The sequence below is a fragment of the Kitasatospora sp. NPDC051853 genome, assembly GCF_044452665.1.
Classification (GTDB): Bacteria; Actinomycetota; Actinomycetes; order Streptomycetales; family Streptomycetaceae; genus Kitasatospora.
This window is the reverse complement of the sequence record NZ_JBITBY010000015.1, coordinates 66619-81815: the sequence shown is the minus strand read 5'-3', so window position 1 is coordinate 81815 and position 15197 is coordinate 66619. Positions and strand designations below refer to the sequence as shown.

Below are 15197 nucleotides of genomic sequence, written 5' to 3'. Positions count from 1 at the left end.
TCCCCCAGGCGGCTCCCAGGCCGCTCCCAGGAAGGACGAAGGGGACTCCATGGCTTCCCTCATCTCATATATGAGATATCGTCTGGCGAATGAGCGACGACTACCTCAAGCGCATCGGCGGTCTCATCCGCACCGCCCGCGAGCACAAGGGCAAGACCCAGGGCCAGCTCGCGGAGGCGCTCGGCACCAGCCAGAGCGCGGTCAACCGGATGGAGAAGGGCCAGCAGAACCTGACGCTGGAGATGGTCGCCCGGATCGGCGAGGCCCTGGACAGCGAGATCGTCTCGCTCGGCTACGCCGGCCCGATGCACCTGCGGGTCGACGGCGGACGGCAGTTGAGCGGCGCCATCGAGGTCCGCAGCAGCAAGAACGCCAGCGTCGCCCTGCTCTGCGCCTCGCTGCTCACCACCGGCCGCACCACGCTCCGCCAGGTCGCCCGGATCGAGGAGGTCTACCGCATCCTCGAGGTGCTCTCCTCCATCGGCGTCAAGGCCCGCTGGGTCAACGACGGCCGTGACCTGGAGCTCACCCCGCCCACCGAACTCGCCCTCGACGCCATGGACGAGGCCGCGGCGGTGCGCACCCGCAGCGTGCTGATGCTGCTCGGCCCGCTGATGCACCGCGCCGAGCGCTTCCGCATCCCCTACGCCGGCGGCTGCGACCTGGGCACCCGTACCGTGCAGCCGCACCTCGGCGCACTGCGGCAGTTCGGCCTGGAGGTCGCCGCGACCGACGGCAGCTACCACGCCCACGTCGAGCCCGGCGTCTCGCCCGGGCGGGCGATCGTGCTGACCGAGCGCGGGGACACCGTCACCGAGAACGCCCTGATGGCCGCCGCCCGGCACGACGGCGTGACCGTGATCCGCAACGCCAGCCCCAACTACATGGTCCAGGACCTCTGCTTCTTCCTGGAGCAGCTGGGCGTGAAGATCGAGGGCATCGGCACCACCACCCTCACCGTGCACGGGCAGCCCGACATCACCTGTGACGTCGACTACGCCCCGGCCGAGGACCCGGTCGAGGCGATGAGCCTGCTGGCCGCGGCCGTGGTCACCTCCTCCGAGCTGACCATCCGCCGGGTGCCGATCGAGTTCCTGGAGATCGAGCTCGCCGTCCTGGAGCAGATGGGCCTCGACTACGACCGCACCCCCGAGTACCCCGCCGCCAACGGCCGCACCCGCCTGGTCGACCTGACGGTCCGTCCGTCCAAGCTCACCGCCCCCGTCGACAAGATCCACCCGATGCCCTTCCCCGGCATCAACATCGACAACGTCCCCTTCTTCGCGGTGATCGCCGCCGCCGCCCACGGCACCACCCACATCAACGACTGGGTCTACGACAACCGGGCCATCTACCTGACCGACCTCACCCGCCTCAACGCCGACGTCACCCTGCTCGACCCGCACCGGGTGCTGGTCCAGGGCCCGACCCGCTGGCGCGCCACCGAGACCGTCTGCCCGCCCGCCCTGCGGCCGGCCGTGGTCCTGCTCCTCGCCATGCTCGCGGCGGAGGGCACCTCGGTGCTGCGCAACGTCTACGTCATCAACCGCGGCTACGAGGACCTGGCCGCCCGCCTCAACTCGATCGGCGCCAACATCGAGACCTTCCGCGACATCTGACGGCGGAACGGGCGGCACGGTGACGCCGGTGGAGCGCCCCGGTCCTCCGGTGGGGATTGACGGCCTGTCCTAGGCGGTGGCTAGCCTCCGGGGCATGACGATCTCTGAGGGCCGGGGCTTTCCGGCGGGGCTGGCCGCCGCCCTGGGCGTGCCGTTCGTGTACGACGGCGGGGACGGGGTCGACTTCGAGGCGTTCGCGTCGTTCCTGCCGGTGGAGGAGACCACCGGGTGGTTCCGGCGGTGGAGCGGGCACGCGGAGCGGGACGGGGCCGAGTTCCTGGTCTTCGGGGCGGACGGGTCGGGCGGGTACGGGGCGGTGTGGGTGACCAGGCCCGGGCGGCCGGTGGAGGACCAGCCGGTGGTGTTCCTCGGGTCGGAGGGGGAGGCCGTCGTGGTGGCGCGGGACTCGGGGGACTTCCTGTGGCTGCTGGCGGACGGCTTCGGGCCGCGGGAGGCGGCCGAGCACGCGGAGGGCCACCCGCGGCCGGGGCGGCCGCACGCCGAACTGACCGCCGTCGCACAGCGGTTCGCCCCCGGGCCGCGGCGGCCGGGGGCGATCGTGATCGAGCAGGCCGGGCGGGAGTTCCCGGACTTCGAGGACCTGGTCTTCGGGACGGGCTGGACCGAGGAGGACGGGGCCCTGGGCTGACCGGCGCGTCCCGCAGGTCAGACGAACAGCCGCAGCGCGCAGGCGACGACCGCCGCGCGTGCCTCCTCGCGCTCGCCCGGACGGCCGCCGGGGCGGATCCAGACCGCGGACTGGTTGAGGACCCCGTGCAGGCACTGCAGGGCGACGTTGACGTTCTCGCAGGTGAACTCGCCCTCGGCCAGCCCCCGTTCGACGACGCGTCGGAAGACGGCGTCGTGCCGGCGGCGCATGTCCTTCATGAGCTCCTCGAAGGCCTCCGGCCAGACCCGGGGCCAGGAGAAGGCGGCCGCGACCTCGGGGGCGGTCTCGGTGAGGATGAGCACCTGCTCGTCGACCAGGGCCGCCAGCAGCTCTCCGGCACCGGCCCGGCCCGCCTTCGCCTCGCGCTCGGCCAGGCGGTGGAGCACCTCCTGGGTGAGCGACTCCAGCGCGGCGGCGACCAGCTCGTCCTTGGAGGAGAAGTAGTGGTAGAGCGTGGCCTTCGCGATGTCGGTCTTCTCCGCCACGCCTTCGAGGCTCATGCCCTGGTAACCGGCCTCGGCGAGGATCCCGGTCGCCGTCCGGACGATCTCCGCCTTGCGGCGGTCGCGCCTGCGCTCGACCCGGCCGGAGCCCCGTCCGTCCGACGTGTCCGTGGTGCCGCTCACCCCGTTCCCCTCCTGGCTCCCGAGCCGCGCCGCGGCCGGCGCTCGGCCGGACCGGCGGGGCCGGTGGCGCGTCCGCACACCCTACCGCCAGCGCCCCGGGGCCCCGGTTTTCCGCCCGCCCGTACGGGCAGCTGACCAGGCGGCCGAAAACTCGACCGCTCGGATGACTTTCGCTCCACGCCGAACCTACCGTCGGGCAGGTAGGGTCGCGGGCCGCCCGCGGCCGGTCGCGAGCGAGGGGGACGTCCAGCCATGCAGGCCCACCAGCACCCGGGAGCCGTCGGATGAGCGCCGACCGCACCGCACCGGCTCCCACCGCACCGGCCCGCGGCGCGTACTACCGCCGCCTCGACGTGCCCACCCACTTCGTCCCGACCGAGCACACCACGGGCGGGTGGTCGGCCGCCGAGCAGCACATATCCCCCATGACCGGGCTGCTGGTCCACGAGATCGAGCGCACGGTCGCCCCGGACGGCCTGCAGGTGGCGAGGATCGCCCTGGACATCCTCGGGGTGCTGACGCTCGATCCGTTCGAGGTCACCGTCGAGGTCCTGCGGCCCGGACGGACGATCAGCCTGGTCGAGGCGCGGGTCGCCCAGCACGGCCGCACCGCGGTCATCGCGCGGGCCTGGCGGCTCGCGGTGACCGACACCGTCGCGGTCGCGGGCGGCGGGCCGGCGCCCCTGCCCGCACCGGCCACCGTGCCCGCGTGGGACCTCACCGAACTGTTCGGCGGCGGGTTCGTCGCCTCCCTGGACATCCGGCGCGCGGCGGACGCCGTGCCCGGGAGCTCGCGGTCGTGGACCCGGAGCAGGATCGGCCTGGTCGAGGGCGAGCGGGCGAGCACCCTGGCGTCCTGGCTGGCGATGGTCGACACCGCGAACGGACTGGCGATCCGCGCCTCGCCCGCCGAGTGGCACTACCCCAACGTGGACCTCACCATCCACCTCCACCGGCAGCCCGTCGACGAGTGGCTCGGCTTCGAGACCAGCGTGGTGTTCGGCCCGGACGGCCTCGGGATCACCAGCTCGGCCCTCCACGACAGCACCGGCCCGGTCGGCCGGGTCGAGCAGATGGTCACCATCCGCCCCCGGGTGCCCGCGCACCGCTGACGGGCTGACGGGCGGTCAGGGGCGGCCGTAGAAGTCGGGGCGGCCCATGATCCAGAGGCTGGCCTGCTTGATGACGGTGCCGGGGCGGGGGGCCTCGATCATCTGGTCGTCGCCGATGTAGATGGCGACGTGGTGGATGTCGCGGGCGCGGCCGGTGTCGGTCCAGAAGACCAGGTCGCCCGGGCGGAGTTGGGCGTAGGAGACGGGGGTGGACTCGGCGTACTGGTCGGCGGCGAAGTGGGTGAGCGACTTGCCGCCGCGGCGCCAGGCCATCATGGTCAGCCCCGAGCAGTCGTAGCCGGCCGGGCCCTCGCCGCCCCAGATGTAGGGGAGGCCGATCTTGGAACGGGCGAAGGCGATGGCGGCGGCCGCGCCGCCGGCGGACCACGGGGTGTCGGCCGACGCGTAGCCGTCGGAGGAGGTCGAGGGGGCGGACGAGGCGGCCGTGGCGGCTGCGGCGGCTTCGCGGGCGGCGGCCTCCTCGGCGAGGCGGGCGGCCTCGGCGGCCTGCTGGGCAGCGATGGCCTCCAGGGCCTCGCGGCGTTGGCGTTCGAGTTCGAGGGTGGTGTTGCGGGCGGCGGCCAGGGCGGCGAGGAGCTGTTCGCGGCGGGCGGTGATCTCGGTGACCTGGGTCTGCTGGGTGGCCAGGCGGACCTGGGCCGCCTCCTTGGCGAGGCGGACGGCCTCGGCGGCGCGGACCGCGTCCTCCTCGGCGGCGCGGGCCGCCTCGGCGGTGCGGGACGCCTCGGCGGCGGTGGAGGTGGCCGCGTCCAGGATGGCCTTGGTGGTGGAGCCGATCACGCCGACGGCAGCCGCCTGACGGCCCGCGGCGGCCGGGCCGTGGGCGCCCAGCAGGGCGTCGATGGCGGAGAGTTGGGGGCCCGCGCCGCCCTGGCGGTAGGTCTCGGCGGCGAGGGCGGCGGCGGTCTCGGCGGCCTCCGCGCGGGCCGCCTCGGCGGCGGCCGCCTGGGTGGCGCGGGTGGCGGCCTCGGTACGGGCCCGCTTGAGGTGGGCCTGGGCGCCGTTGTATGCCTCGACGGCCTGTTCGGCCTCGCGGCCGGCCCGGTCGAGGTCGTGCTGGGCGGCGGTGAGGCTGGCCTCGATGGCGGTGGTGTCCGCCTGGACGGCGGCCTCGTCGGCCTGGGCGGCGGCGATGTCCTCGGTGGACGGGTAGGGGTCGGGGGCGGCCACTGCGGCGGGGAGGAGCCCGAGCAGGCCGGCCAGGGTCAGGAGGAGGGTGGGGAGGATTCTTCGGGTCACGGGGGTGCCCTCCTACGCCGTCTGACGATCAGCCAACTATCCCATCAGGTGACAAATCAGTCACTGTCGGTCATAGTCTCAGACTTGACGGAGACTCAGGGCCATACCCCACGCCGCCGTCCGGGTGAGATGTCGGATTGTCGCCCGCGGGGTCGCCTGCGGCGGGCTCCGGGGGACGGCGGAGGCGGGGCCGCCTGCGGCGAGCCGGGTCGGACGGCGGGAACGGAACACCGGGACGGCATCGTCCGCGGCGGGCTCCGGGAGGGACGACGGAGTACGTCCGCACGGCCAAACAGCGGGAGCGGAACACCGAAGCAGCATCGCCTGCGGCGGGCTCCGGGGGAAGGCGAAGGTGGAGCCGCCTGCGGCGGGCACGGCCGGACGGCGGGAACGGGGCACCGGGGCGGCCTCGTCCGCGGCGGGCTCCGGGAGGGACGACGGAGTGCGTCCGTACGGCCGGACTGCGGGAGCGGAACGCCGAAGCGGCATCGCCCCGGGAGCGATGACGGGGCGGGTCCGTCTGAGGTGCGGACGGTGCGGCGCCGGCGGGCTGCGGGGCGCTTGACGGGGGGTCAGGTCTTTGCGGCGGAAGGGTGACGATCAGCGGCGGGCGTAGGGGCGGGGGCGGCCGGCGTGGACGGTGCGGCGGCGGCGGGCGGCGGGGGTGCGGCGGTCGGGGGTGGTCGCGCGGGGGGTGGGGCTGCGGTCGGCGAGGCGGGCGTGGCGGCGGGCCAGGGAGCGGGCGGCGTGGGCGTCGAGGTGGGCGGTGGCGGAGGCGGCCATGCGTTCGGCGACGCGGTGGGCGGCGGGGTGGTTGGCGGGGACCTTGTCGGGGGCGCCCGCGATCAGGTCGAACAGCCAGGTGCGTGCGCGGTCCGCCCGGGCGTGCAGCCGTCGTTCGCGCCGGAGGGCGCGCGCCTTGCGGCGCGGGCGGCGCTCGTACCGCCAGCGTGCCCAGGGGCTGCTGGGGCGGGCCAGCCGGACGGCGCCCACCCAGGAGATGCCGGGCACCATGATGCCGAGCAGGCCGGTCCACAGCTTCCCCTTGAAGAGGGCGACGATCGAGGCCAGCGCGTTGAAGGAGATGACGGCGACCAGGCCCCACCTGGTGTCCTCCCCCGGGACGACCCCCAGCGGGACGTAGCCGATCAGCAGCAGCCCGGTGACCAGGATGCCGATGATCACCGCGTCCACGGACTTGCGCCCCTGCTCGCTCCAGTAGACGTCGTCCAGGTGCAGGATCAGCGCGAACTCGTCCAGCACCAGCCCGCAGCCGATCCCGAAGCAGAGGCCGAACCAGTCGATCCACGGGTGCCCGCCGCTGGTGGCGAAGACCCCGATGCCGCCCAGCAGCAGGAAGCCCAGGCCGAAGACCATGTGGTGGATGTGCAGGCCGCCGGGCGTGATGTTGCCCGGCCACCAGCGCACCTTGGCCCGGATCATCCGGACGCTGAAGCGGATGAAGACGAAGGAGGAGATGAAGCCCACCAGCAGCAGGAACAGCGGCTGTTTGTGGGCGGCCACGATGTGGGTCCGGTAACCGTCCAACAGGTCTTCGATCACGTGCCGTACCTCTTCGTCCTCTGCTTCGCCGCACCCGGCCCCCTGACGGTAGGTCAGAAGCCCCGGGTGCGTTTGGCGGCCCGGCGGGGCACCAGCAGGTACGGGGCCAGCCGCTCGCCCGCCGTGCCGGGGCCGCGCAGCACGCCGCCCGCTCCGCCCAGGGTGCTGGGCATCTTCATGGTCAGACGCGCGACCTCGCCACCGAGGTTCACCCCGACCGCGAGGGCCAGGGCCAGGGTGGCGGCCCGGCCGACCTGGACCACACCGCCGACCGGGTTGTTCTGGGTGAAGGCGAGCATGCCGAGGTAGATCGCCGAACCGGGCATCAGCGGGCCGATCGCGGCGGTGACGTAGGGCAGCGAGGAGGTCGCGTTGTAACGGGCCATCAGCTGGCCGAACAGGCCGACCACCCCGGCCGCCACGCCGGTGGCGACGATCGGGGAGGCGCCGGCGTTGTAGGCCAGCACGCCGTAGGTGGACCAGCCGATGCCGCTGTTGAGCACCACCGGAAGAAGGTTTCTGCGCCTGGTCTGGAGCAGCATCGCGAAGGCCAGCGTGAGCACCATCGCGGCGCCCAGCTGGATCGGCGGGTCGCTGATCCCGATCAGGCTCTCGCTGGGGTTGAGGTTGGGGTCGAACTTGGAGCCGGTGTAGAGCACCAGCATCACGCCGATCACGATGCCCGCGACCAGGTAGAGCACCTCCAGCAGCCGGGCCGCGGCGGTGATGTAGAAGCCGGTCAGGCCGTCCTGCACGGCGGCCACCAGGGCCCGGCCGGGCAGCAGCGCGAACAGGCCGCCGGTGATCACCACCGAACCGCGCAGGCCCAGGTGGTTGAGCGACAGGACGATCCCGGAGACCGCGGCCGGCATCGCCGCGATGACGAACTGGTAGAACTCCGGCAGTCCGCGCCGGGCGATCGCCGAGGCCAGTTTGTCGCCGAGCACGGCGGCCACGAAGGCGTTGGCGAAGACCAGCCAGCCCTTGGCGTCCAGCTTGCCGCCGACCAGGAAGGTGGCCGCGCCGGCCAGCAGTCCGGTGGCCAGTGCGAGCAGCCAGGCCGGGTACGGGTGCCGGTTGCGGCGGATCTCGGCGAGGCGGCGGTAGGCGTCGTTGACGGTGAGGTGCTCGGCGGTGATGTCCGAGACCAGGCGGTAGACCGCGGCCAGCCGGGTGTAGTCGGAGGTGCGGCGGCGCACCACCCGGTCGGCGGTCACCGGCGCCTCGACCAGCGAGGGCTGGTAGGAGATGCCGATCAGGGTGAAGGTGACCTGCGGCTCGCAGTGGTCCAGCCCGAAGGCGTGCGCGATGCCGAGCATCGCCGCCTCGACGTCCTCGGCGGCCTCGCCGCTGGCGAGCAGCAGCTCGCCGATGCGCAGGGTGAGGTCGAGGACGCGGGGGACGTTCTTGCGGACGGCCGCGGGCTCGGGCTTCTGCTCGGGCTGGGTGCGCTCGTACTTGGGGCGCTCGGCCATCGGGGTCTTGAGCAGGGTGCGCATCCGGTCCGGCCAGGGGGCCTGGCCGGGGGCGCCCTGACGGAGCGTCTGGACGTTGATCTCGACGGTCTGTTCCATCGCGGCGGCGCGCCAGACCTCGGGGGTGAGGGTGTCGTCGGAGCCGCCCCCGGGCAGGGCGTGCTCGCCGGTGGACTCGGCCGGGGAGAGCAGGCCCTCGGTCTGCTGCGGCCTGGGCGCCAGCGGGATGACGTGCGGCTGCTCGACCGGCGGGGCGGCCGGGCCGAGCAGGCCCTCGGTGGGCGGGGCGTCCCTCGGTGCGGCCGGTCGCCTGGGCACCGGCCGCTGGGGGCGGCCGCCCCTGACCTTCTTGGCCCCGCCCGGTCGTCCCCGGCCCCGCTTCGGCACTGCCCCTCCTCCGCCGCCCCGTGCGGCACGCTGATCGTGGCTCCCACCTTGCCTGATGGGACGTCCGGATGCACAACGCCCCCGGTCGGCCGGGGGGACATCGTGCCTGATCGGAGCGCCGGAGGGGAGGGGTCCGGGCGTACCGGGGGCCGGCGGTCGACGCAGAACGGCCCCCGGCAGGAGAAGGCCGGGGGCCGTGCGGGTACGACGGGTGAGCACCGTGCGTCGTACCCGGGCTGTGGGGTGACGGGCGGTCAGGCCACGGGCTGCCGCGGCTTGCGGCGGGCGCGGAGGAGTTCGACCCCGATGGGGAGGACGGAGAGCAGGACGATGCCGATCAGCATCGCCTCGATGTTCTCCCGGACGAACGGGATCTGGCCGAGGAAGTAGCCGAGGACGGTGACGCCCGCGCCCCAGAGGACGCCGCCGACCACGTTGTAGACCACGAAGGTGCGGTAGTTCATCCGGCTCACCCCGGCCACGATCGGGGTGAAGGTCCGGACGATCGGCACGAAGCGGGCCAGCACGATCGCCTTGGGGCCGTGCCGGTCGAAGAAGGCGGCGGCCTTCTCCACGTTCTCCTGCTTGAACAGCCGGGAGTCCGGCCGCCGGAACAGGCTGGGCCCGACCTTGCGGCCGAAGAGGTAGCCGACCTGGTCGCCGGCCACCGCCGCGAGCACGATCAGGGTGCAGACCAGCCAGAGCGGCTGCTGGAGGTAGGTGCCGTCGGCCACCAGGAGGCCGGCGGTGAAGAGCAGTGAGTCCCCCGGCAGGAAGAAGCCGATCAGCAGGCCCGACTCGGCGAAGACGATCACCAGGATGCCGAGCAGGCCGAAGGTCGATATCAGGTGGTCGGGATCGAGCCAGGAGGGGCCCAGGGCGAGGCTGGTCACGGTCAGGGGCTCCTCGGGCAGGTTCGGGAGGTAGGACCTTGGCAATGAAATGGTAAAGCATTCGCCAAGTAGAGGTCTTGAACAGCCGCCTACAACCGGCATACCGGGCAAAATGACCGCCCATGAGCACCGCACCGCAGGAGGAGCAGCAGCAGGGGCAGGAGGGGCCGGAGGAGCAGGAGAGCCTGGGCACGGTGGTCGTGGCCGGGCTGTGCAACCTCGGGATCGCCACCGCCAAGGCGGTGGCCGGGGTGCTGAGCGGGTCGAGCGCGATGCTCTCCGAGGCCGCGCACTCCTTCGCCGACACCGTCACCGAACTGCTGCTGTTCGCCTCGATCAAGCGCGGCTCCCGCCCGGCCGACGACACCCACCCCTTCGGCTACGGGCGCGAGCGCTACCTCTGGGCGCTGCTCGCCTCCTTCGCCACCTTCGTCGGCGGCGCGGTCTTCTCCGTCCACGACGGCGTCCACACCCTGCGGTACGGCGAGGAACTGGGCAGCCCGACGCTCTCCTACGTGGTGCTCGCGGTGGCCTTCGTGCTGGAGGGGATCTCGCTGCGCCGGGCGTACCGTCAGGTGCGCGGCGAGGGGCGGAAGTTCGGGGCCGGGCTCGCCACCTACCTGCGGCACACCCCGGACACCGCGGTGAAGGCGGTCTTCCTGGAGGACTCGGCCGCGCTGGCCGGGCTGCTGCTCGCCTTCGGCGGGCTGCTCGGCGCCCAGCTGACCGGCTCGCCGGTCTGGGACGGCACCGCCTCGCTGCTGATCGGGCTGCTGCTGGCCTGGGTCGCGTACGTGCTGGCCCGGGACAACTCCTCGCTGCTGATCGGGCGGGCGCTGCCGCAGCCGCTGGAGGACCGGATCGAGGAGACGCTGCGCCGGCAGCCGCACGTGGAGGCCGTGCTGGAGCTGGTCACCATCGTGCACGGCCCGGACGAGGTGCTGGTGGCGGCCAAGGTGGACTTCTCCGACCTGGCCACCGCCACCCAGGTCGAGCTGGCCTGCGACGCGGCCGAGCGCGCCGTCCGGGCCGGGCTCCCGGCCGTGACGCGGGTGTTCCTCGACCCCACGCCGGGGCCCGCCGCGCGGCGGGAGCGGGCCCCGGAGTGACGACGGCTCAGAGGCCGTAGCGGCGGACGGTGTCCAGGTGCGGCCCCGGGTCGGCCCCGGCGGCGGTGGCCAGCTCGGGCCAGCTGAGCGGGTGCGGCCAGTGGGCGGTGAGGGTGGTGAGCACCGCGTCCGCCTCGGCGGCAGTGGCCAGCGGCGGGACGCCGAGGGCCGCGTAGACCCCGGGCAGGGTGCCGCCCGGGGCGTCCGGATCGGTGATCAGGTAGCCCTCCCCGTTGTGCGCCCAGATCCCGTAGCCGGCCGCCTCCAGTGCGTCCCGCAGCGCCGTCCAGGCGGCCGCGCCGGGCCAGGCGCCGTCCAGCCACCAGGTGGTGTAGCCGGCCGGGTCGAGCAGGGCGAGCAGGTCGAAGGCGGGCCGCCAGGAGGTGCCGCCCGCGTCCGGGCCCGGGTTGCGCACGGCCGGGCCGAAGACCACCACGTCGTTGTGGTTGAGCGTCAGGTCCTCGCCGAGCACCGGCAGGATGCGCGCGGTGGCCGGGCCGGTGCGCACGGCGGGGAGCTCGGCCAGGGTGCCGTCGCTGCGCTGCGCCCGGACGGTGACCAGCTGCCAGTCCTCGTCCACCGGGCCCTCGTCCCGTTCGAACTCCAGGCCCAGCTGCGCCCCGGCGGCCCGCACCACCGCCCAGTCCCGGTTGACGGTGGCGACGGTGACCAGGTGCCAGAGGTCGGCGGGCCAAACCTCCGGGTGCGGGTCGTCCGCACCGTCCGGCAGGACCAGCAGCTCCTGGTAGAGCCGCTGCGCGGTGGGGTAGTCGCCCAGCCGGGTGGCGGCGGCCGCGCCGAGGCGGCGCGGGGCCGGGCGGGACGGGTCCTCGGCCAGCACGGCGGCGCAGCGTTCGGCCACCTCGGCCCAGCGTCCCTCGGCGGCGGCCCAGCGGGCCCGGACCCACTGCGCCTCGGCCGGACTGTCCGCGGCCAGCCGGTCGGCCAACCGCCGGATGCCCTCGCCGTCCCCGGCCTCGATCAGGGTGGCCGCCAGCTGACGGGCCGACAGGACGTCCTGCGGGGAGAGTTCGAGCTGCTCCCAGAGCAGGGCGGCGGCCGCCCGGGCGTGGCCGAGCGCACCGAGCGCACCGGCCAGGGCGGGCAGGTGGCCGCCCTTCGGGTCGGCGGCGTGGGCGGCCGCCAGCAGGTCGGCGGCCCGCTCGGCGGGCACCTGGCCCGGGTGGTCGGCCATCCACCGCTTCAACTCCCCGATCGGCACCGGGAGTCCGGCCCCGGGGAGGGCCTCGGCGGCGGCCCGCAGGGCGGCCACCTGCCGGGACACCCCGGCCGGGCTGCGCAGTTGGGCGAGCTTGCGCTCACCGGTGGCGGCCAGGGTGCGGGCCACCTCCCGGGCGCCGCGCGCCACGGCCAGCCGGCCGGCGGTCAGCAGCAGGTCCAGGCAGGGGCGGTGGGAGCCGGCCGCGTCCAGGTAGCCGACCCAGTGGGCCAGCCGGACCCCCAGCTCGGTGTCGTTCGGGTAGGCCCCGGCACCGGCCAGCAGCTCGACCGCCGTCGCCCAGCGCAGCCGGATGTCGGCGTAGGCCTCCGCCTCCTCCAGGTCCGGGAGCTGGGCCAGCGCCTCCTCCCGGCGGCCGAGCGCCGCGTACTCCAGGGCCCGGCCCACCGCGAGCTTGCGGCGGTCGTCCTCGTCCAGCCTGCGGCGGGCCGCCACCTGCGCCAACTCGGCCACCCGGTAGGCCTCCAGGGCCTCCTGGTGGCGGCCGAGGCGGTGCAGCGCGGAGGCCCGGCCGTGGCCGAAGGCCAGCGAGGCCTGCTCGCCCGCCGCCAGGATGCGGGCCTGGGCGCGGTCCAGGTGGGCGAGCGCCTCCTCGGGGCGGCCGCCGTCCTCCAGGGTGTCGGCGTACTCCCGGGAGAGGCAGTCGAAGCAGGCCCGGGCCGGCTCCACCCGGGCCAGCGCCTCGTCCAGCACCGCCAGCCGCTCGGCGACGTAGCCGGGACCGTCGATGTTGGCGTGGCAGATGGTGAAGTCCTGGACGGCGCAGACCGCCTGCGGGCAGCCCTCGGTCTCCGGACGGTGGGCGTACTCCAGCAGGGAGACCGCCTCGGCCAGGGCGGCCTCGCCCTGGTGACGCTTGTTCAGCAGGTTCTGCAGCCGCCAGTGCCGCAGGAAGACCTCCACCCAGGGCAGGCCGAGCGCCCGGGCGGAGGCCAGCGCCTCCGGGAAGACCGCGTCCAGCTGCTCGTTGCGGCCCTCGACGGCGTGGCCGGCGATCTCCGCCAGCGCGGTGGCCAGCCGGTGGTGGCCGGCCTCCACCAGGCGGGCGTGGCTGTCGTGCACCCAGGCCCAGATGTCGGTGGTCATGCGTCCTCCCCCTCGGCCGCCGGTACGGCGGCTGGTACGTCGGCCGTGAGCGCCGCCACCGCGGTGCCGATGCCGCCGAGTGCGGCGGTGAGGTCGCCGGCGGTGGAGCCGGAGGCCGCCGCCATGATGACCTTGAGCGAGCGGAGCAGCCCGGCCGCCGTGGCGCTGCCGGTGTGCCCGGCCCGGTAGGCGGCCAGCAGCTGCCGGACGGCCGGGGCGGACAGGTTGAGGTAGAGCCGGGCCCGGACATCGCCGTCGGTGCGGCCGGTGAAGGCCCGGGCCAGCCGGAGCGCGGCGGAGGGGATGCGGCTCTCGGCCTGCTCGCCCTCCAGCCGCGCCTTCAGCTCGGCCTCGCGGTCCGGCACCAGCACCAGGGGCAGCCCCGGCGGGTCGAAGCGGGCCGGCACCAGCTGCTCGCCGGGGTCCGCCAGGGCCGCCGTCAGCCAGCCGAACTCCTCGGCGGCCAACGGCTGTTCGGGGTCCCGGAAGAGCTCGCGGTTGCCGCTCTCACCGCCCAGCTCGACCAGTCGGCAGCCGCGCCGGCCGGCGTAACGGCGCAGGAAGGGCAGCACCGCGTACCGGTCGCCCCGGGCGATCGGCACCTGCATGGCCCGGTAGAGCATCTCCTCGAAGCCGCCCTCGGAGCCGAGCGCCACGTGCACCGCGCCGTCGCCGGCGGCCCGTATCGCCCCGGCGGTCAGCTCGCCCTGCGAGGTGGGCACCGGGACGTCGTCGGCGAGCAGCGCGAAGAGGCGCTCGTCGCAGAGCGCGGCACCGAGCAGCTCCTGGCCGTGCCGGGCCAGGATCCGCCGCCAGGTGGCGGGGTGGAGCCTGGCCGTCTCGTAGAGGCCGTCCACGATGGCGTCGGCGAGCACCTGCTGGAGCGCGCGGTAGTGCCCGTCCCGCTGCAAGTCCTCCCGGCTGGCGGTCGGGGTGAGCAGGTCGGACTCGATCACGCCGCCGATGAAGCCGGCCCAGGTGGGCAGCAGGTCCCGGGCGTCCTCGGAGAGCAGCATGCCGCGCAGGTAGACCGCGAGTTCGCGGTTGTCGGTGGAGCCGTAGCTGCCGCCGTCCTGCACCCAGAGCAGGCCGACGGCGTCGGCCGCACCGTCCACCGGGGTGACCGGCATGGTGGCCAGCGGCGGGAAGCGGCGGCCGAAGCCGGCCGCGAAGTGCAGCCGGGCGGCCTCCGTCCCCTCGCCGGGGAGCTCCTCCTCCCGGCGCCACGGCACCGGGACGTCGTTCACCGGCCGCGGGTCGTCGCCGACCAGGACCGGGACGGGCAGCAGCACGCAGTACCGGGTGAGCACCTCGCGCAGGGTGTACTCGTCGGCCAGCCGGGCGTGTTCGGGCTTGAGCAGCAGCTCCACCACGGTGCCCGGGGCGGGGCGCGGCGCCACCGCCTCGACGGTGTACTGCTCGCCGCCGCGGCTCTCGTAGCGGTGGCCGACGCCGGGCTCGCGGTGCGAGGTGGTGGTGACGGTGACCTCGTCGGCGATCGAGAAGGCGGACAGGAAGCCGAGTCCGAATGCGCCGATGAGTTCCTGACTACCCGTCAATTCTCTTAGCAGTCTTGTGTATCCGCTGCCCACCGTGGCGAGGTAGGCGTGGATCTCCGGTTCGGTGAGGCCCGCTCCGGAGTCCTCGACGGAGATCGTCCGGCGGGCCGGATCGGCACCCACCCTGATCACCGCGCCCTCGGTACTGCCCGGCGCCTCCAAACTCCTGCGGGTGTGCGAATCATGGGCGTTCTGGACGAGTTCCCGAAGGGCCACCAAGGGGGTGGAGTAGAGATGGGTGGCCAGGACTCCTACCAGTCCCCCCAGGTCCACCTCGGTCGTGCGCAGATTCCGTTCCGGCTGCCGACCGGGCTCAAGGTCTTCCGACATGAGGCCCAAGTCTGCCAGTCGGACAATCCACCTACCAGGTTTTTCGCTTTACCGTTACCTGACCCGGAGTTGGCCTCGGAGCGCCGCGAGGACCCGCAGGTCAGGAGGGGGGAAATCAAACGGAACGACTCCCTTCGGCATTTGCCACCCGGGTGTGCCCGAGACTCGTTCGTGACTCGTTCGGGCGAACCGGCACGGGGGCCATTGAAGTCAATCGGCCGACTGGGGAATGCTGGTCACGCGACGTCAGGCACCGGCACGTTACGGG

At 74.1% G+C, this 15197-nt stretch carries 11 protein-coding genes; 4 read left to right on the top strand and 7 right to left on the bottom strand.

What is annotated here, in order from left to right; translation table 11 throughout:
- The first annotated feature begins 89 nt into the window (after positions 1–89).
- Together ACIA8O_RS34305 and ACIA8O_RS34300 are read left to right on the top strand one after the other, a co-directional pair.
- Positions 90–1619, top strand: coding sequence for a helix-turn-helix domain-containing protein (locus tag ACIA8O_RS34305; RefSeq protein WP_396297938.1), 1530 nt, complete (start codon positions 90–92; stop codon positions 1617–1619).
- A gap of 94 nt (positions 1620–1713) precedes the next feature.
- A complete protein-coding gene (locus tag ACIA8O_RS34300) occupies positions 1714–2268 on the top strand; it encodes an SMI1/KNR4 family protein (RefSeq protein WP_396297937.1) in 555 nt (184 codons plus the stop codon).
- A 17-nt stretch (positions 2269–2285) separates the two neighbouring features.
- Here the strand turns inward: ACIA8O_RS34300 and ACIA8O_RS34295 are convergent, their stop codons facing one another.
- On the bottom strand, positions 2286–2915 hold the full coding sequence (locus ACIA8O_RS34295; RefSeq protein ID WP_396297936.1) for a TetR/AcrR family transcriptional regulator: 630 nt from the start codon (positions 2913–2915) through the stop codon (positions 2286–2288).
- A 284-nt stretch (positions 2916–3199) separates the two neighbouring features.
- On the opposite strand from ACIA8O_RS34295, the gene ACIA8O_RS34290 reads away from it, so the two are divergent.
- Positions 3200–4027 (top strand): thioesterase family protein, encoded by an 828-nt coding sequence (locus ACIA8O_RS34290; protein WP_396297935.1) that lies wholly within the window; start codon positions 3200–3202, stop codon positions 4025–4027.
- A 15-nt stretch (positions 4028–4042) separates the two neighbouring features.
- On the opposite strand, the gene ACIA8O_RS34285 is transcribed toward ACIA8O_RS34290, so the two are convergent.
- The 4 genes from ACIA8O_RS34285 to ACIA8O_RS34270 all read right to left on the bottom strand — a co-directional run bounded on the left by ACIA8O_RS34285 (position 4043) and on the right by ACIA8O_RS34270 (position 9605).
- Positions 4043–5287 carry a C40 family peptidase gene (locus tag ACIA8O_RS34285; protein WP_396297934.1) on the bottom strand — a complete coding sequence of 415 codons (1245 nt, stop codon included), beginning with the start codon at positions 5285–5287 and terminating at the stop codon, positions 4043–4045.
- Between the two features lie 600 nt (positions 5288–5887).
- On the bottom strand, positions 5888–6850 hold the full coding sequence (locus tag ACIA8O_RS34280; RefSeq protein ID WP_396297933.1) for a hypothetical protein: 963 nt from the start codon (positions 6848–6850) through the stop codon (positions 5888–5890).
- 53 nt (positions 6851–6903) lie between these two features.
- The gene (locus ACIA8O_RS34275) at positions 6904–8712 is read right to left on the bottom strand and encodes a threonine/serine exporter ThrE family protein (protein ID WP_396297932.1); all 1809 of its coding nucleotides are present in this window, start codon (positions 8710–8712) and stop codon (positions 6904–6906) included.
- Between the two features lie 254 nt (positions 8713–8966).
- Positions 8967–9605 carry a DedA family protein gene (locus ACIA8O_RS34270; RefSeq protein WP_396297931.1) on the bottom strand — a complete coding sequence of 213 codons (639 nt, stop codon included), beginning with the start codon at positions 9603–9605 and terminating at the stop codon, positions 8967–8969.
- A 122-nt stretch (positions 9606–9727) separates the two neighbouring features.
- On the opposite strand from ACIA8O_RS34270, the gene ACIA8O_RS34265 reads away from it, so the two are divergent.
- On the top strand, positions 9728–10714 hold the full coding sequence (locus ACIA8O_RS34265) for a cation diffusion facilitator family transporter (protein ID WP_396297930.1): 987 nt from the start codon (positions 9728–9730) through the stop codon (positions 10712–10714).
- Between the two features lie 7 nt (positions 10715–10721).
- Here ACIA8O_RS34265 and ACIA8O_RS34260 read toward each other — a convergent pair whose 3' ends face one another.
- On the bottom strand, positions 10722–13040 hold the full coding sequence (locus ACIA8O_RS34260; RefSeq protein ID WP_396297929.1) for a hypothetical protein: 2319 nt from the start codon (positions 13038–13040) through the stop codon (positions 10722–10724).
- A complete protein-coding gene (locus ACIA8O_RS34255; protein ID WP_396297928.1) occupies positions 13037–14929 on the bottom strand; it encodes an ATP-binding protein in 1893 nt (630 codons plus the stop codon). Before ACIA8O_RS34255 ends, ACIA8O_RS34260 begins: the two co-directional genes overlap by 4 nt.
- Positions 14930–15197: the final 268 nt, after the last annotated feature.